We start from the raw sequence: 17,611 nt of genomic DNA, 5'->3' as shown, positions 1-17,611 counted from the left end.
TGAAATGACAGCACGGGCGGGCGCCTTGGTGCGGCTACGGCGCGCCCTGCTGCCGACGGGGCAAATCTGCCGTACGGCGGCGCTCTCGGTCCATCGAGGATTTCTTAAGCGCCGCCGCAGGTTTCCTTCAGGCCTTCACCAGGGCTACTGCTCCACCGGAGCTACCTGGGGTGGACCAGGACGTGGGCGAGGGCCACGCGTCCCGTTCCCGTGAGCTTGATCCGTACGTAGCGGGCCTCGGTGTCCTTGCCCGCGTCCAGGACGGTGGGCCGCAGGGCCTTGCCCGGGACGTGGAGCGTGGTGGCGTCGGCGAAGTCCGCGGTGCGGGCCAGCTGGACGTCGAAGGCGGCCGTGGTCATCGAGGCGTTGTTCCAGACCTCGACCTGGCCGACATGCTGTACGGAGCCCAGGTCGACCTGCCACCAGGCGCCCGGCTCGGACAGGGTGCGGGTGTCGGTGGAGGTGTCGCCGTCGGTCGCGGCGGCCGCGGTGGCGGTGCCGTCCGTGGAGGACTGCGAGGCGGTGCCGGTGCGGGCGAGGTCGGGGCGCAGCTGTTCGACGCGGCCGTTGCCCTGGGCGCCCGCGGCGGCGGCCACCTTCAGCGCGTCGGCGGGGAGCCGGTCGAGCTCGGTGTGGTTGTCGGTCATGGCGGAGCCGGTGCCGGCGAGTGCCGGGGCGTCGGTGTCGGTCCAGTTGCCGGTGGCGTGGTTGTCGATGCCGTAGTCGGCCCAGTTGGAGACCCACTTGTAGCCGAGGCGGGTGAGGACGTTGCCCTCGACGCGGATGTGGCTGGACTGTTCGTCGAGGTAGATGCCGTTGCCGTCGCGCTCGGTGTTGCCGAAGGCGCTGCGGTTGATGTAGTTGCCGGAGATGACGGTGCCGGGCTGGGCGCCCTGGGTGTAGATGGCGCCGCCGTCGTGCTGGTCGTGCTCGACGCGCATGACGTTCGTGATCCGGTTGTCCGTGATCCGGTTGTCGCGCAGGACGGACTTCTGCGCCTCGGGCTGGTTCCAGCCCCAGCCGACGGAGATGCCCGAGTAGGGCAGGTCGTCGAGGGTGTTGTGGTCGATGACGGTGGCGGCCTCGTAGCCGGCCCAGATACCGGCGGCGTCGGTGAACTCCACACCGGTGCTGCGGATGGTGTTGTACGCCGCCGTGTTGCGCGCGCCCGCGAGTTCAGGGGCCGGCATGGGTTCCGTGTCCCCTATGTAGGCGGCTCCGGAGGACAGGTCGGTGAAGCGGGAGCGGGTGACCTTCGAATCCTGCGTACCGGCCTCGAACACGACGCCGGCGCCGCCGAGGTGGCTGAACTCGACCTGGTCGACGGTCACATGTCTGCCGCCGCGCACGGTGAGGGCGGCGGAGGGCTTGGTGTAGTAGCGGCCCGCGTGGTCGACGGGGCCGGTTGCGCCGGTGAGCACGAGTCCCGCCTGCATACCGGCGTAGCCCTCGTCGGTGGAGGGCTGGTGCCAGGCCGCGTACAGGAGCGCGATGCCTTCGACGCGGACGTCGTGGGCGCCGTCGAGGACGAGGAGACGCTCGGTGGCGGGGGTGACGGCCTCGGGGTGGCGCATGTCCTCGCCCTTGCGCGGCAGGTACGTGAGGGTGCGGGCATCCGAGTTCCAGACGAACTCGCCCGGCTGGTCGAGGAGTTCGGGAGCGTTCTCGAAGTAGGCGACCTTCGCGTAGCGCGTCGAGTCGACCGTGGTGGAGTCCCAGGCGGGGCCCGTGCGGTTCGTTCCGGAGGCCGAGTTGGTCCAGCAGGGCTGGGCGAAGGTCAGGACGTCGCCGGTGACGGAGTCGATGCGGCAGTGGTAGTTGCGCCAGCGGACGCTGATGACGGCCTCGGCGTCGGTGGGGCGGGCCCAGGAGGCGATGCCGGTGGCTTTCGCGCCGGTCATGCCGGTCTTGGTGGCGTCGCACACGGAGGCGGCGCACGAGGCGCCGCGTGCGCGCACGGCGCGTACCCCGTCGACGAAGAGCTGGCGAGGTGTGACGCCTTCGGGGGCGTGCGTGGTCCAGGTCCCGTCGCCGTTCCTGTCCCATCCCTTCAGGGACCTGCCGCCGGAGAGGACGGGGCGGGCGCCTCGCTCGGCCGCCCAGGTGACGGTGTGCCCGTCACGCCCGGAGTCGGCCGCACCGAGCTCCAGGGGTCTGCTCAACGCGTAGGCTCCGTCGGCAAGTTCGACACGGACGTCGCGCCCCTCGACGGTGCGGGCGGCGTCGCGGGCGCCGTCGAGGGAACAGGGGTTGCCGTGCGTGCAGGCCGTGCCGGATCCGTCGGGGGCGGCGTGCAGGACGCGGGGGGACGGGTCGGCGTGTGCGGCGGGGGCGGTGGACAGGAGGGCGGCCGTGGCGGCGAGGGCGACGGCGATGCGGGTGCCGTTCATGGGCGGCGTCAGCTCCAGTCGGGGTGGCCGGGCATGGGCGGGTTGTCCTTGCTGAACAGCCAGTCCTCCAGGAAGGGCCGCAGCGACGGGTCGTGCGTGACCCGTACCGCGTTGTCGATGAAGTCCTGGGAGTCGGCGTTGGCGTGCCGGTGCCTCGTGAGCCAGGACTTCATGATCGCGTCGTAGTCGGCCTGTCCCACCTGCTGATTGAGGGCGTAGAGCACGACGGCGGCCCCGTCGTAGATGTTGAACCCACCGAGTTCGGTGGGCAGTCCGGGCGGCCCGTCGGTCTTGCGCACGGCGTCGAGCTTGCCGTAGGCGGTCTTCATCTTGTCCTCCATGGAGGCGGTGCCCTGCTGGTCGGCCCACAGGGCCGCGTAGTAGACGGCGGGCCCCTCGTTCAGCCAGGCGCTCTGCCAGGTGGTGGGCGTGACGGAGTCGCCGAACCACTGGTGGGTCATCTCGTGGACCATGACGTTCGTGTACGTCGTCGACGTGGACGTGTCCTTGAACCAGCCCGGCCCGAACAGTGACAGGGTTTGGTTTTCCAACGCGTCGCTGTAGCCGTCGCGGACGATCTGCATCCCGTAGGTGTCGAACGGGAAGCGCACGCCGAGGGTCCTCTCCAGCCAGGCGATCTGGCCGCCGGTCTGCTCGACGATCGGCCGGTAGGTGGCGACCTGGTCGTCGGGTACGTAGTGGCGCAGCCTCACTCCGTGCGGCCCCTTGCCGGTGAGGAGCGTCTGCTTCTCCACGGAGATGCCGAGGAGTTCGGAGGCCATGGGCGCGTCGAGCCGGAAGTCGGAGGTGGTCTTCCCCTCCCCTGCCGGGCGGGTGCCGGTCGGGGTGCCGTTGGCGCCGGGTGTCCAGCCGTCGGGGGCGGTGAGGTGGAAGGTCCAGCTCGCCTTGTCCCTCGTGGTGTCGTTGACGGGCGCGAACGTGTCGGCGCGGGACGACTGCGCCGCGGAGGCAAACCCTCCGTCGCTCATGTAGCGCCAGCCGGGGACGCCGACGGGCTTGGTCTTGCCGTTGCCGTGATAGGTGACGGCGACCTCGAAGGGCCGGTTGTCGTGCAAGCCTCCGGCCGGGGTGACCGTCAGCTCCTGGCCGCTCTTGCCGAGCGACACGGCGAAGGCCGCTTCCTTGCCGTTGACCTGCACCGCGTCGATGGCGAGCGAGTCGACGTCGAGGTTGAAGGAGGAGAGGTCCTGGGTGGCCTTCGCGCTGATCTTCATGGTGCCGCTGAAGTCGTACGTCACCGGCGTGAAGTCGAAGGACAGGTCGTAGTGCCGGACGTCGTAGCCGCCGTTGCCGAGCGTCGGGAAGAGCGGGTCCCCCACACCGTCCGCGCCGGGCTTCGGGTCGAACGGGTGGGCCTGCGCGGGCGCGGCCAGGGCGAGGGTCGCGGCGGCCGCGGCGGTGGCGATGGCGGCGCGTACGGTGCGGGTCACTTGCCGGCTCCCTTCTGGGCGGCGTCCTCGAATTCGGAGCGGCACTGCTCGGCGCCCTTCGCCAGGTAGTCCTTGACCAGGGCGTCGTAGTCCTTCATGGACTTGCGGCCGGAGACGATGTCCTTGATCCCGTCGAGCTTGAGCGTGTAGAGGCTGCCGTACCCCTTCGAGTCCCAGGTGGGGGACGTGTAGTCCAGGTAGTCGGCTCTGACCTGCATCGGAACGAGCTTCTTGTACGCCTCGTGGACGTAGCCGACGGCGTCCTTGGAGGTGGTGGAGAAGATCGCCGGGATACCGGAGGAGAGCTTGCCCCAGGGGACGCCGATGTCCTGGCTGCCGCGGTCCGTGAGGACGGGGTTGCCCTGGGCGTCGCGCTTGAAGTCGGTGTCCTCCACACCGAAGTTGATGAGGGTGTACTCCTCGGAGCCGAACGGCGCCGCGATGAAGTCGAGGAGGCGGAGGACCTGTTCGACGCGCTCCTTGGGGGCCTTCTTCACGAAGGACTCGCTGAGCGTCGCGTTGTCCGTCCACGTCACGGCGCTCTTGCCGATCGGCACGAAGGGGCGGACGTCGAAGCTCTTGTCGATGGCCGCCATCGCGTCGACGTACCCGCTCGCGGGCTGGAGGTAGGTCGGCATGCCGTCGTAGACGAAGGCGCCCTTGCCGTTCTTGAAGAGGTCCGTGTACTGGGCCTTCTGGGCGCCGGTCATGGCGAGGGTGCCGGGGTAGTAGCAGCCCGCCTTGTAGAGCCTGGCCGCCATCTCGACGGCGGAGCGGTACTCGTCGGTCTCGAGGTCGGCGGTGAACTTGCCGGTCTTCCTGTCCATCGACCAGAAGTAGGGGGCGCCGGCCGACATGGCGAGCATGCTGACGGCGTTGGCGATGATCGCGTACTGCTTCTTCTTCGGCTGCGTCAGCTCCTTGCAGACCTCGAAGAAGCGGTCCAGGTCGGTGATCTGGTCGAGGCTGTCGACCCCGACCTCCTTGAACAGGTCGTGCCGGTAGAAGCCGGCGCCCGAGGTCCCGTAGCGGGTGACCGGGACGCCGTAGAGCTTGTCTCCGTAGAGGGCCTGCTGCCACGCGCTCGCCGGGATCGCCGCGAGGTTCGGGTACGCCTTGACCTTGTCGCCGGACAGGAACGGGGTGAGGTCGGCGCACTCGGCGGCGAGGAAGGCCGCCTTGTGGTCGACGCCGCCCGTCTCCGGATACAGGAAGACGTCCGCGAGGTCACCGCCCGCGACCATCGTCGAGAACTTCGCCGGATAGTCGTCGGCGGCCACGGCGGTGATGTCGACCGTGCCGCCGAGCCGCTTCTCGATCGCCTGCCAGGCGGCGTTCCTGGCGCGGGCCGGGGCGGGCGGCGCGTAGGTCTCGGTGAACGCCTTGACGGTCTTGGCGCCCTTGAGCGGAGTGCCCTGGACGGAGCGGACCGGGGTCTTCGGGTAGCTGTAGAAGGCGTTGGGCACACCGGCGGCCGTGCCGGGGAGGTCGGCCCTGACGGTGTTGGCCGTGACGGTGGACGGCAGCACCTTGCGGCTCTTCGCGGCGGACTTCTCCGCGGCGCCGCCGTCACCGCAGGCGGTCAGCAGCGGCGCCGCGGCGAGTCCGAGGCCCAGGCCGAGGGACGCCCTCAGCAGGGTTCTGCGATGGATGGAGGTGGAGCGCGGCACGGGGAACTCCTCGGTGACGGAGGGAACATGGGCGCGGGGGGTGAGAAGGGACTGTGCGGCGTCAGCCCTTGATGGCGCCGGTGAGCACGCCCTTGGTGAAGTAGCGCTGAAGGAAGGGGTAGACGCACAGGATCGGCACGACGGCGATCACGAGCACGGCCATCTGCACGGCCTGCTGCGGCGCGAGGGCCTCACCGGCCGAGGCGCCTTCGAGGGACTGGCCCTGGAGGACGAAGGTGCGCAGCACCATGGAGAGCGGCCACTTGTCGTTGTCGCTCAGGTAGAGCATCGCGTTGAAGAAGGCGTTCCAGTACGTCACCGCGTAGAACAGGCTGATCACGGCGATGACGGCCTTCGACAGAGGCAGCACGATGCGCACCAGGGTGCGCAGGTCGCCCGCGCCGTCCACCTTCGCGGCGTCATACAGCTCCTCGGGCAGGTTCATGAAGAAGGAGCGCAGGACGACCAGGTTGAACGCGCTGACCATGGTGGGCAGCACGAGCGAGGCCAGGGTGTTGTACAGGCCGAGTTCCTTGATGGTGAGGAACTTGGGGATGATGCCCGGGTCGAAGAGCATCGTGAACAGGGCCGTCATGAGGATGAAGCGGGAGCCGGTGACCTCGCGGCGCGAGAGACCGTACGCCATCCCGATGGTGACGAGGACGCTGGTCGTGGTGCCCACGAGCGTCACGACGACGGAGATGAGCAGCGCGTGCGTGACGACACCGCCGCCGAAGACCGTGCGGTACGCCTCCAGCGTCGGGTGGTCGGGCCACAGGACGAGGCCGGGGCTGCGGATGATGTCGGACTGCGAGGCGAAGCTCGTGCCGATCACACCGAGCAGCGGGTAAACGACGGCCGCGACCACCAGGACCAAGACAAGTCCCTTGAAGAACAGGCCGGTTCGGGTGGGCTTCTCCATCCACGGCGGGCGGCCGTCGGACACCCTGATCCCGGTCCCGGCCGTCGCGGCCGGCTTGCGCGTGCGGCGTCCGGCAGCCGCCGTCTGCGTCTCAGCGGTCAGCACCGCGGTACACCCCTTCGTGGCCGAGCCGGTGGGCGAACTTGTTCGCGCCGAGGACGAGGACGGTGCCGATGACCGCCTTGACCAGGCCCACGGCCGCCGACGTGCCCCAGTCGTTGTTCTTGATTCCGTGGAAGTACACGTAGGTGTCGAGGACTTCACCGGCGGCGGGACCGACCGCGTCGCGCTGGAGCAGGATCTGCTCGAAGCCGACGGAGAGGATCTGCCCCAGGTTGAGGATCAGGAGCAGGATGATCACCGGGGAGATGCCGGGCAGCGTGACGTGCCACAGGCGCCGGGCGCGCCCCGCCCCGTCGATCGCCGACGCCTCGTACAGGCCGCGGTCGATGTTGAGCAGGGCGGCGAGCATGATGATCGTGCCCCAGCCGGCGTCCTTCCAGGCCACCTGAAGGGTGAGGAGCCAGGGGAAGGCGGCCGGGTCGGTCGTCATGTCGTAGCGCGGCAGGCCGAGTTGGGCGAGCAGGTCGGGCAGGACGCCGGCGCCGCCGAGGATCTGCTGGAAGATCGAGACGATGATGACCCAGCCGATGAAGTGCGGCAGGTAGACGACGCTCTGCACGAACCGGCGGACCCGGTCGCTGACGACGCTGTTGAGCAGCAGCGCGAGCGCGATGGGGACCGGGAAGAAGAACACCAGCTGGACGAGCGCGATCTTCAGCGTGTTCCCGGTCGCCGACCAGAACGCCGGGTCGGCGAAAGCGGACGTGAAGTTGGAGACGCCCGACCAGGCGCTGTGCATGTAGCCCAGGTACGGCTGGTAGTCCTGGAACGCCACCACGTAGCCGAGGAGCGGCACGTAGTGGAACACGCAGAAATAGAGCAGGCCCGGCAGGGTCAGCAGCAGCATGACCTTGTCCCGCTTGAGCCGCTGCCCCAGCGAGAGGCGGTGAACTGCCCGCGGCGGGGAGGGCGTTGTGTCAGCCATGGGGCGGCAAGTTAGTAATCGGTTACCCCTCACGTCAATAGGTCTGGGCAACACCTGGGTTAAGCGAGTTTTTCAACCGCCCGTTCCTGACGGGTATTTGGCACTATCTCGCGCTAAGACGGTCGAGGGTCAGGGTCGGCATGCTTGACGCTCACCCCTCGTGATCCCTAGCGTGCGGTGACTTCATAGAACACGTTTACTGTCCGGAGGCAGGGTGCGTACCACTGACGAGTCGCCGGTCCAGGCCGACTCCGCCGGCTCCACACGGCCCCCACGCAGACCCCGTACCGTCCTGGCGATGGACGCGGGCCTGCTCGACGACGTCTTTCCGCCCGCCGTACGACTCCGGCTGGAGGAGTCCGCGGACATCCGGCCGCCGCAGGTGGTGAGCGAGTTCGGGAGCCCCGAGGCGGAGGCCGCCCTCGCGGAGTGCGAGGTCCTGCTGACCGGCTGGGGCTGCCCGCCCGTCGACACGGAGGTGCTCGACCGGGCTCCGCGGCTGCGCGCGGTGATCCACTCGGCGGGCACGGTCAAGACGTTCCTGACCCCCGAGGCGTACGGGCGCGGCATCGCGGTGTCGTCCGCCGCGGCCGCCAACGCTGTACCCGTCGCGGAGTTCACCCTCGCGGCGATCATCATGGGCGCCAAGCGGACCTTCCCGCTCGCCCACCTCTTCCGCTCCCGCCGCTCCCACCGCACGGCGGCCGACCTCGACCGCCACCACTGGCTCGGCACGCACGGCATCACCGTCGGCGTGGTCGGCGCGTCACGCACCGGCCGCAGGGTCATCCAGCTGCTGCGCTCCATCGACGCCGACGTACTGCTCCACGACCCGTACGTGAGCGCCGCCGAGGCGGAGCTGCTCGGGGCCACCCGCACAGACCTCGACACCCTCGTCGCCACCAGCGACGTCGTGACCCTGCACGCGCCGTCCACCCCCCTCACGCACCACCTGCTCGACGAACGGCGCATCGCGCTGATGCGCCCCGGCGCCCTGCTGATCAACACCGCGCGCGGCCCTCTCGTCGACACCCAGGCCCTCACCGCGCACCTGGTCAGTGGGCGGATCGACGCCGTGCTCGACGTCACGGACCCCGAGCCACTGCCCGCCGACCACCCCCTGTGGGACCTGCCCAACGTCTTCATCACCCCGCATCTGGCGGGGGCGCAGGGCAACGAGGTGGGGCGGCTCGGCGCCCTCGCCGTCGACGAACTCGCCCGCTACGCGCGCGGGGTGCCGCTCAACCACCCCGTACTCCTCGAAGAACTGGAGCGCATCGCGTGAGCGAGCGCCCTGCGGACGCCATAGGCTCTGCCCACGAGAGGGCCGTGGGGCCCGCCGCGCGGAGCGGTGACCAGGACGGTCAGGACGACCACGACGACCAGGGGGAGGTCCGGATGCCCCGGCAGGGCTCGACGGCGAACGGGCGGCGCGCGACCGTCGTGGACGTGGCACGTCTCGCGGGCGTGTCGACCGCGACCGTGTCCCGCGTGATGAACCGCAACTACCCGGTCGCGGCCGCCACCCGCGAGCGCGTCGAGGAGGCCATGCGCGAGCTGGGCTATGTGGTCAACGCCCATGCCCGCGCACTGGCCGGTGTCTCCGGACGCACGGTCGGCATCATCATCAGCGACGTGGTCGACCCCTTCTACGCCTACATCGCACGCGGCGTGGAACGCGAGGCGACAGCGGGCGGCCGCCTCTGCCTGGTCTGCAGCACCCAGGGCGACCCGCAGCGCGAGCTGGCCTTCATCGAGCTGATGCACGAGCGCCGCGCCGACGCCGTGATCCTCGTCGGCGGCAGCGTCGCCGACCGGGGCTACCGCACCGAACTCGCCCGCCGCGCCCGCGAACTGGACGCCGGCGGCTCGAAGCTCGTGCTGTGCGGCCGCCCCTCCCTCGGCAAGGACGCGCCGACGGTCGGAGTCGAGTACGACAACGAGGGCGGCGCCTTCGCGATCACCGACCACCTCCTGGCACAGGGGCACGAGCGGATCCTGTACCTGGGCGGGCCGCCGGGGCTGTCCACCACCAAGGAACGGATCGCCGGACACCGGCGCGCCCTGGAACAGCGCGGGTTGCCGCGTGATCCGGCACTCGTGCAGCCCGGGGCGTTCAGCCGCCAGTTCGGGCACCGTCGGATGACGGAACTGCTGCGCGACGGGCCGGAGTTCACCGCCGTCTTCGCGGCCAACGACATCGTGGCGGCGGGCGCCGCCCAGGCCCTGGAGGAGGCCGGGATGCGGGTGCCGCAGGACGTCTCCCTGGTCGGCTACGACGACGTACCCGTGGCGCAGGAGCTGCGGCCGCGCCTCACCACCGTGCACATCCCGCTCGAGGAGATGGGCCGCCAGGCCGTCCGCGTCGCCCTCGCGGGCGGCGACGAGGACGACTGGCGGGCCCCGACCACGGGCACGCTGCGCCTCGGGACGCATCTGGTCGTCCGCGATTCCGTGGCGCCGCGTGGGGGGCGGCAGCGTCGGGGGTGAGGCGGGCGGCGGCCGGCGTTCCGCTCAGGGCTCCGCTTGGCGTTCGCCTTGGAGCCCCGCCTGGCACTCCCCTTGTCGGTCCGCTCGGCAGTCCGCCCGGCAGCGTTCAACGACTCTCAGCCCGGGCGCTGTTCACCGGTTTCCCCCTCAGGCCGTAGTAACAGACAGAAACTTGCCGGACCCTCTTGCGGCGGGATAGCAAACGCTTACATGCTGGCGCGCAGCCCGCACACCACTCCGATGCTGTTGATCCCCATGGGAGTCTCCGGATGCGCCCTGCCCGTATGTCCTCCGCCGCCTCGGCCGACGCCGCTGCCCCCGCCGACACCGCCGCCAGCGGTGCCCCCGCTTCCTCCGCCGTCGCCTCGGGCTTCTCCCGTCGTGCGGCGCTCGCCGCCCTGGCCGGCGCCGGAGCCGCCACGCTCCTCGGTACCGGCACCGCGAGTGCCCACGCCGCGCGCGGTGTCACCGTCCCGCTCACCGCGCGCCCCTCCGCCGAGGCCGAGCGGCTACGGCTCGGACAGGCCCTGCGCGCCACCGAGTTCCAGCCGACCGGACAGTACGTCCCGCCCGGGAACGCCCTGCGCATCGACGTGCTGCCCCACGACGGCCTCGTGCCCACGCTCTGGATCGGGCAGTGGGACTACTACGGCACGGTGACGGAGCCCCGCAGCTACACCCTGAAGCCCGGTGCCAACACGGTCACCGATCCGCACGGCGGTCCCGTCTACTTCTCCCTCGAAGGTCACGGCGAGCACGCCGCCGTGACCTTCAGGTCGGGCGCTACCGCGATGCCGGTCTTCACGCTCGGCCGGACCTCCGAGGCCGACTACCAGCGGCAGTTGGACACGCTCACCGACGTACCCGTGGTCGAGCTGCACGCGCCGCGCACCATCATGACGCTGACACGCGACGGCGGGCTCCAGTACCGCGACCAGGACCACGCGGCGCTGCTCCGGCTCGTCGAGGAGATCATCGAGGCCGAGTCGCGGATCAGCGGGCTCGACGGGTCCAAGCCGGTGCACCGGCCGAAGGCGGGCGGCTACCACTTCACCGAGGTGTCGGTGGTCCCGTCCGGAGTCGGCGCCTACGCCACGCACGGCTACAACGGCTTCCCGCGCGCCTACCTCGACCGCGCCACCACCGTCGAAGGACTGCGCAGCCGGGGCTGGGGCCTGTACCACGAACTCGGCCACCTGCATCAGCAGATGGCGTACAAGCCGACGGGCCTGACCGAGGTCACGGTCAACATCTACTCGCTCGCGGTGCAGCGGGCCCTCGGCCAGCCGTCGAACCTTCTGACCGCCGACCCGAAGACCGGCCTCAACCCCTTCCAGTCCGCGTTCGCGAAGTTCGGCACGGACGGGCTGACGTACGAGAACTCCTTCGGCGCCTACGAGAAGCTCGTGCCGCTGCGGCAGTTGGAGCTGGCCTTCGGCGACGACTTCTGGCCGCGGTTGCACCGGCTCGTGCGTGAGGAGAACCCCCAGTCCGACTACACGGAGACGGCCAAGCGGTACCGCGCCCTGTCGACCTACGCCAGCCGGGTCTCCGGGCGCGATCTCACGGACTTCTTCGTGCGTGACTGGGCCTTCCCCATCGACGACACCGGACGCGCTGAGATCGCCGCGCTCCAGCTGCCGAAGCCGACCGTCGAACCGGCCACGCTCACCGACTGACTTGAGCGACCGGACTGACCTGCTGGCTCGACCGACTTGAGCCACCTGCCGACCTGACCGACCCGGAGGGGACCCACCGAGCATGGACCTCACTCGCAGACAGACCCTGGCCCTCGCGGGCGCGTCGGCCGCGGCGGCGCTCCCCCTGACAGCGGGCGTCGCGACGGCGACGGACGCCTCAGAAGGGGCGGACGCCCCTGCCGCCGACGCCTTCGACGAGCTGCTGGCGCGCGCCGAGGAGCAGCTCACCGGCGGCGCGTTCGACACCGCCGACCCTGACTTCGCCGCTGCCGTCGAGGCCCTCGACACGCAGGCCTCCGCCTGGTGGAAGGACCTCGACCGGAGCGCGGGCAGGAAGGCGCTGTGGGCCGACCTCTCCCCCGCGTCGGACCCCGGAATGTTCGGGCAGAGCTATCCGCGCCTGCGCACCCTGGCCACCGCCTGGGCCACTCCCGGCACCTCGCTGACGGGCAGCGCGGAGGTCGCCGACACGCTCGTCGCGGCGCTGGGTTTCCTGGGCTCCACCGGCTACAACCCGGCCCGCGGCGAGTCCGGCAACTGGTGGTTCTGGGAGATCGGCGCGCCCCGTGCGCTCATGGACACCTGCGTACTGCTGCGGTCGCAGCTGCCGGCCGCGGACCTGGCCGGGTACGTCGCCACCGTCGCGAAGTTCTGCCCGGACCCCGACCGCCGCACCAACTCCCCCTCCTTGTCCGAGACCGGGGCGAACCGCGCCGACAAGGCCGTCATCGTGGCCCTGCGCGGGCTGCTCGCCCGGGACGCGGCCGCCGTCGCACTCGCCCGCGACGGCCTGTCGGACGTGCGGGACAACGGGCGCCGCAGCCTGTTCACGTATGTCACGTCGGGCGACGGCTTCTACGAGGACGGGTCGTTCGTCCAGCACGACAGCGTCGCCTACACGGGGACGTACGGCAGTGTGCTGCTCGGCAGCGCGGGGCAGCTGATCGCGCTGCTCGCCGGGTCGGACTGGGCCGTGAACGACCCGAAGGTGTCGGTGCTGTACGAGGCGGTGGAGCGGTCGTTCTCGCCCGTCATGTTCGACGGGCTGATGATGGACGCGCTGCGCGGGCGGGCGATCTCCCGCGAGCGCGCCCGCGACTACAACGACGGGGCCGTGGCCCTCACTTACGTCCTCCAGCTCGCCGCGGGTGCCCCTGCCCCGTACGCCGACCGCTGGCGCGCGCTCGCCAAGGGGTGGATCAGCCGCAACAGGGCCAACCCGTACGCGGGTCTCGTCGGCATCCCGGCTCTGGCGCGCGCGAAGGCCGTCCTCGACGACAAGGCGATCCCGGCGGCGGAGCGTCTCACCGGTCACTTCTCGTTCGCCGACATGGACCGCGTGGTGCACCGGCGGCCCGGCTGGGCGCTCGCCCTGTCGCTCTCCTCGAAGCGCATCGCCGCGTACGAGGCGGGAAACGGAGAGAACCTGCACGGCTGGTACACCGGCGACGGCATGACGTATCTGTACGACGGCGACGACCTCGGCCAGTTCGGCGACGGGTTCTGGCCGACCGTCGACCCGTACCGCCTGCCGGGCACGACGGTGGACACGCGCGCGCGTACGGATCTCGGAACGGGCGCCGGCACCGGCACGTACCGCCCGAAGAACGCCGTGGCGGGCGGCGCCGTCCTCCAGGACCGCTACGGCGCCGCCGCGATGGAACTCATCGCCGACGGCAGCACCTTGCAGGCGCGGAAGGCTTGGTTCTGTCTGGACAACGCGGTCGTCGCGCTCGGCGCGGGCATCACCGCGAGCGACGGCCGCACGATCGAGACCGTCGTCGAGAACCGCCGTCTGCACACGGACGGGGCGCCGCGTCTCCTGGTGGACGGGCGGCGGCAGCCCGGCGCACAGGGCTGGTCCGCGTCGCTGCCCGGCACCGACTGGGCGCATCTGGAGGGTGCGGGCGGCTACGTCTTTCCCGACCATCCGGGACGGAGGCCGGGCGGCGGCGTCACCCTGCGGGCACTTCGGGAGGAGCGCACCGGCACGTGGGGCGCCCTCAACTCCGGCGCGGACACGGGCGGCGGCACCGACCCGGTCACCCGCCGCTACGTCACACTGTGGTTCGACCATGGCTCCTCCCCCATCGACTCCTCGTACGCCTATGTGCTCCTGCCGGGTGCGAGCGCCGTGGCGACCGGGGTGTGGGCGCACTCGCGGCCCGTGCGGATCGTGGCCAACGACGCCACGGTGCAGGCCCTCGAGGCGCGCCGCCTCGGGCTCCTCGCCGCGCACTTCTGGGGTCCCGGGAGCGCCGCCGGCCTCACGTCGTCCGGTCCCGGCACCGTCCTGGTGCGGCGGCACGGCGACGCCATCGCCGTGGCCGTGGCCGACCCCGGCCGCACCGGGTCGACACTCACGGTCGAACTGCCCTTCCCCGTACGCAGGATGACGCGCGCCGACGACACGGTCATGCTCACCCCGGGCCGCCGCCCCGTCCTGACCATCGATGTCGCGGGCTCACGCGGGCACAGCCACACGGCGGAACTCGCATGAGGCCATGTCCGTCAATTCCGACCGTCGACGCCCGCCCCCGGCGCGCATAGGGTCACCCCCGGCCCGCTACTTCCGATCAAGGAGCGACACGCCCCCATGCCCGCACCGCACCTCTCGCTGCCACCCACCGACCGTGTCCTGTCCCCGCTCACGGGCTGGACGCGCGCCCACTGGGAGGCGCTCGCCGACCGGCAGTTGGAGGCGCTCGTCCCGTACGCGACGCCGGGTTTCGCGCAGTACCGGCTGCCGGGGCGGGCCAGCTGGTCGGGGGTCGTGTCGGACGGGCTCGAGGGGTTCGCGCGGTCATTCCTGCTGGCCTCCTTCCGCATAGCGGGCGCGGGCGGGGACGTGGATCCCCGACTCGTAGAACGCTACGCGCAGGGTCTGACAACCGGCACCGATCACGGCCGCGGCCGCGGCACGGGCCTCGACAGCGAGGCATGGCCCGAACTCACCGACTGCTCCCAGCAGATGGTGGAGGCTGCGTCCATCGCGATCGGACTGCACGAGACCCGCCCCTGGATCTGGGACAAGCTCGACTCCCGGGTCCAGGAGCGGATCGTGGACTGGTTCTCCGGCTTCGTCGGCGGCCGCACGTGGGACAACAACTGGCGTCTGTTCCAGGTGGTTTCCGAGCAGTTCCTCGCCTCGGTCGGGGCCCCGTACAGCCAGGACGACATCGACGGCGGCCTGGACCGTATCGAGGACTGGTATGTCGGCGACGGCTGGTACACCGACGGGGACGGCCGCAACTTCGACTACTACATCGGCTGGGCCATGCATCTGTACCCGCTGCTGTGGGCACGGATGGCGGGCCCGGACGGCGACGGCGGCCGCGCGAAGGTCTACCGGGAGCGCCTGTCGCAGTTCCTCACCACCTACCCGCACTTCTTCGGAGGTGACGGCGCGCCCGTGCATCAGGGCCGCTCGCTGACGTACCGTTTCGCCGCCACCGCACCCGTGTGGATGGGCGCGCTGGCGGACTGCACCCCGCTGGAGCCGGGGCTCACGCGACGCCTCGCGTCGGGCACGGCGCGGCACTTCGTGGAGCGCGGCGCCCCCGACGAGCGTGGCCTGCTGCCGCTCGGCTGGTACGGGACGTTCCTGCCCACCACGCAGTCGTACTCGGGCCCGGCCTCGCCGTACTGGGCGAGCAAGGGGTTCCTCGGACTGCTGCTGCCCGCGGACCATCCGGTGTGGACCGAGCGCGAGGCGCAGCTGCCCGTCGAGAATTCCCAGCGGGCCATCCAGTACACCGCGCTGCCCGCGCCCGGCTGGCTGCTGCACGGCACGCCCCACGACGGGATCGTGCGGCTGATCAACCACGGCAGCGACCACAACCCGCCCGAAGGTCCCGCCACGGACGATCCGCACTACGCGAAGCTCGCCTACTCCACGGCGACGGCGCCCGAGTCGGCCGCGCACGCCTGGGAGCGGACCGTCGACAACCACGTGGCGCTCCTCGCGCCGGACGGCACCCCGTCACGCCGGCGCCGGATCCACCCGCTGTCCTGCGAGGGGCGCGTCGCCTCGTCCCGCCATGACGCCCAACTGCCGGGATTCGACGAGGAGTTCCCGATCGAGTCGACGACCGTGCTGCACGGGCCGTGGGAGATCCGCGTACACCGGGTGCAGGCTCCCGCGGGCGTGACGGTGCGCGAGGGCGGCTACGCGGTCGCCGACGAGACCAGCGTCCACGCCGATCGGGGTCCGGGCTGGGCGTTGACGCGTACGGAGTCCGGGGTGACGAGTGCGGTGGTGGCGCTGCACGGCTGGGACGAGGAGTCCGGCATCGCCCGGGAGGTGGAGGCCAACGCCTACGGTCCGCACTCCGCGACGCCGTATCTGCGCTCGACCGGCCACCCGGGAGGTCCAAGTGTCCATGTCACGCTCGCGGTCCTGACGCGCGACGTCGTGCATCCGCAGGCCCTGCGCGAGTCGATCTCATGCGTGGTGGCCCCGGGGGACGGCGGGCAGGTGCGGGTCACGTTCCCCGACGGCGGGACGGTCACCGTCTGACGCCGTCATGTGCGGGCCCCGTACGTCTGGGCCGGGGCGTGCGCGAGCAGATGCCTGACGAGGGTGAGGAGGGTCTGGATGCCCGAGCTGGAGATCCGCGCGTCGCACCGCACGACGGGCACCTGCGGGTCGAGGTCGATGGCCGCCCGGACCTCCTCCGGGTCGTAACGGTAGGCGCCGTCGAACTCGTTGACGGCCACGATGAACCCCATGCCGCGCTCCTCGAAGAAGTCGACGGCCGCGAAGCAGTCCTCGAGACGGCGGGTGTCCGCGAGGATCACCGCGCCGAGCGCCCCCTCGGAGAGCTCGTCCCACATGAACCAGAAGCGTTCCTGTCCGGGCGTGCCGAACAGATACAGCACGTGTTCCGGGTCCAGGGTGATCCGCCCGAAGTCCATCGCGACCGTCGTCTCGACCTTGTTCTCGATGCCTTCGAGATCGTCGGTTTCGGCGCTGACCGTGGTGAGCAGCTCCTCCGTGCTCAGCGGGGCGATCTCGCTGACCGCTCCGACGAAGGTCGTCTTGCCGACACCGAAGCCACCCGCGACCAGGATCTTCAGCGCGGTGGGGAAGGCGTCAGAGCTGTCGTCGTAGTCCATCGAGCACTGCCTCCAGTAGGGACCGGTCAGTGGGGCTGTCATGGAACATGGGGGGCTTGGTGGTGATCGCCCCGCAGTCGACGAGGTCGGACAGCAGGACCTTCGTGACGGCGGCGGGGAGTTTCAGATGGGCCGCGATCTCCGCGACCGATGTGGGGTGGGCACACAGTTTGAGTGCCTCGCTGTGTTCGGGCCCCAGGTAGCCGAGAGGGGTGGCCCCGGTCGCCATCACCAGCGACAGGAGATCCAGCGAAGTGGTCGGCTGCGTCCGCCCGTTGCTCACCGTGTACGGGCGGACGAGGCGGCCGGCCGCGTCGTCGAGCCACGGCCCGTCCTGCGGGGCCGTCATGGTCAGTTCCTCATCGCCGTGGGTTCGGCCGCGTGCTGGCGGGGTGCGGTCATCAGGTACGGGCGGACGCTCTTGACCAGCATGGCCATCTCGTAGCCGAGCACGGCGGCATCCGCGTCCCGCCCGGCGAGCACGGCCAGGCAGGTGCCGGAGCCCGCAGTGGAGACGAACAACAGGGTGGAGTCCAGCTCTACGACGACCTGCCGGACCTCACCCCCGTCCCCGAAACGGACGCCCGCGCTGCGGCCGAGTGAGTACAGCCCGGACGCCAGGGCCGCCATGTGGTCGGCGCTGTCGGCGTCGAGACCGTGGACGGACTTGACGAGCCCGTCGGACGAGAGGAGGACGGCGCTGCGGGTGTGCGGCACACGCTGGACGAGGCCGCTCATCAGCCAGTCGAGATCGGACACATGACCCGTCGGCACATCGCTCGCCATGGGGGATCGACTCCTTGGTGGACTGCTGGGGGTGCG

General features: G+C 70.8%; 13 protein-coding genes. 5 read left to right on the top strand and 8 right to left on the bottom strand.

Annotated features, from left to right (window positions below; all coding sequences use genetic code 11):
• Positions 1 to 161: 161 nt before the first annotated feature.
• From AC07EJ_RS31565 to AC07EJ_RS31545, 5 genes are all read right to left on the bottom strand, one after another.
• Positions 162 to 2,390 (bottom strand): right-handed parallel beta-helix repeat-containing protein, encoded by a 2,229-nt coding sequence (locus tag AC07EJ_RS31565; RefSeq protein WP_393583220.1) that lies wholly within the window; start codon positions 2,388 to 2,390, stop codon positions 162 to 164.
• A gap of 8 nt (positions 2,391 to 2,398) precedes the next feature.
• Positions 2,399 to 3,841, bottom strand: coding sequence for a M1 family metallopeptidase (locus tag AC07EJ_RS31560; RefSeq protein ID WP_478885539.1), 1,443 nt, complete (start codon positions 3,839 to 3,841; stop codon positions 2,399 to 2,401).
• Positions 3,838 to 5,511, bottom strand: coding sequence for an extracellular solute-binding protein (locus AC07EJ_RS31555; RefSeq protein WP_393583223.1), 1,674 nt, complete (start codon positions 5,509 to 5,511; stop codon positions 3,838 to 3,840). The genes AC07EJ_RS31560 and AC07EJ_RS31555 overlap by 4 nt, the downstream gene beginning before the upstream one ends.
• A 61-nt stretch (positions 5,512 to 5,572) precedes the next feature.
• A complete protein-coding gene (locus AC07EJ_RS31550) occupies positions 5,573 to 6,433 on the bottom strand; it encodes a carbohydrate ABC transporter permease (RefSeq protein ID WP_393583456.1) in 861 nt (286 codons plus the stop codon).
• Positions 6,434 to 6,524: 91 nt separating this feature from the next.
• Positions 6,525 to 7,481 carry an ABC transporter permease gene (locus AC07EJ_RS31545; RefSeq protein ID WP_478885538.1) on the bottom strand — a complete coding sequence of 319 codons (957 nt, stop codon included), beginning with the start codon at positions 7,479 to 7,481 and terminating at the stop codon, positions 6,525 to 6,527.
• Between the two features lie 298 nt (positions 7,482 to 7,779).
• Between AC07EJ_RS31545 and AC07EJ_RS31540 the strand changes: the two genes are divergently transcribed.
• From AC07EJ_RS31540 to AC07EJ_RS31520, 5 genes are all read left to right on the top strand, one after another.
• Positions 7,780 to 8,766 carry a hydroxyacid dehydrogenase gene (locus tag AC07EJ_RS31540; RefSeq protein WP_478885575.1) on the top strand — a complete coding sequence of 329 codons (987 nt, stop codon included), beginning with the start codon at positions 7,780 to 7,782 and terminating at the stop codon, positions 8,764 to 8,766.
• A gap of 113 nt (positions 8,767 to 8,879) precedes the next feature.
• A complete protein-coding gene (locus tag AC07EJ_RS31535) occupies positions 8,880 to 9,971 on the top strand; it encodes a LacI family DNA-binding transcriptional regulator (RefSeq protein ID WP_478885574.1) in 1,092 nt (363 codons plus the stop codon).
• A 269-nt stretch (positions 9,972 to 10,240) separates the two neighbouring features.
• On the top strand, positions 10,241 to 11,650 hold the full coding sequence (locus tag AC07EJ_RS31530; protein ID WP_393583226.1) for a M60 family metallopeptidase: 1,410 nt from the start codon (positions 10,241 to 10,243) through the stop codon (positions 11,648 to 11,650).
• Between the two features lie 82 nt (positions 11,651 to 11,732).
• Positions 11,733 to 14,171 (top strand): polysaccharide lyase 8 family protein, encoded by a 2,439-nt coding sequence (locus AC07EJ_RS31525; protein WP_478885537.1) that lies wholly within the window; start codon positions 11,733 to 11,735, stop codon positions 14,169 to 14,171.
• Positions 14,172 to 14,267: 96 nt separating this feature from the next.
• Positions 14,268 to 16,190: a DUF2264 domain-containing protein gene (locus AC07EJ_RS31520; protein ID WP_478885536.1), complete on the top strand. Its 1,923-nt coding sequence runs from the start codon at positions 14,268 to 14,270 to the stop codon at positions 16,188 to 16,190.
• 5 nt (positions 16,191 to 16,195) lie between these two features.
• Here the strand turns inward: AC07EJ_RS31520 and AC07EJ_RS31515 are convergent, their stop codons facing one another.
• The 3 genes from AC07EJ_RS31515 to AC07EJ_RS31505 are packed head-to-tail and all read right to left on the bottom strand — an operon-like array spanning position 16,196 to position 17,575.
• Complete coding sequence (locus tag AC07EJ_RS31515; RefSeq protein ID WP_389481359.1) at positions 16,196 to 16,789, bottom strand: GTP-binding protein; 594 nt, start codon at positions 16,787 to 16,789, stop codon at positions 16,196 to 16,198.
• Positions 16,767 to 17,138 carry a DUF742 domain-containing protein gene (locus tag AC07EJ_RS31510; RefSeq protein WP_389481360.1) on the bottom strand — a complete coding sequence of 124 codons (372 nt, stop codon included), beginning with the start codon at positions 17,136 to 17,138 and terminating at the stop codon, positions 16,767 to 16,769. Before AC07EJ_RS31510 ends, AC07EJ_RS31515 begins: the two co-directional genes overlap by 23 nt.
• Positions 17,139 to 17,140: 2 nt before the next feature.
• The gene (locus AC07EJ_RS31505) at positions 17,141 to 17,575 is read right to left on the bottom strand and encodes a roadblock/LC7 domain-containing protein (protein WP_389481362.1); all 435 of its coding nucleotides are present in this window, start codon (positions 17,573 to 17,575) and stop codon (positions 17,141 to 17,143) included.
• Between the last annotated feature and the right edge of the window lie 36 nt (positions 17,576 to 17,611).

It is taken from the genome of Streptomyces sp. NPDC045026 (assembly GCF_056432625.1).
The sequence above is the reverse complement of the archived record's forward strand: the minus strand, read 5'-3'. Positions and strand labels throughout refer to the sequence as shown.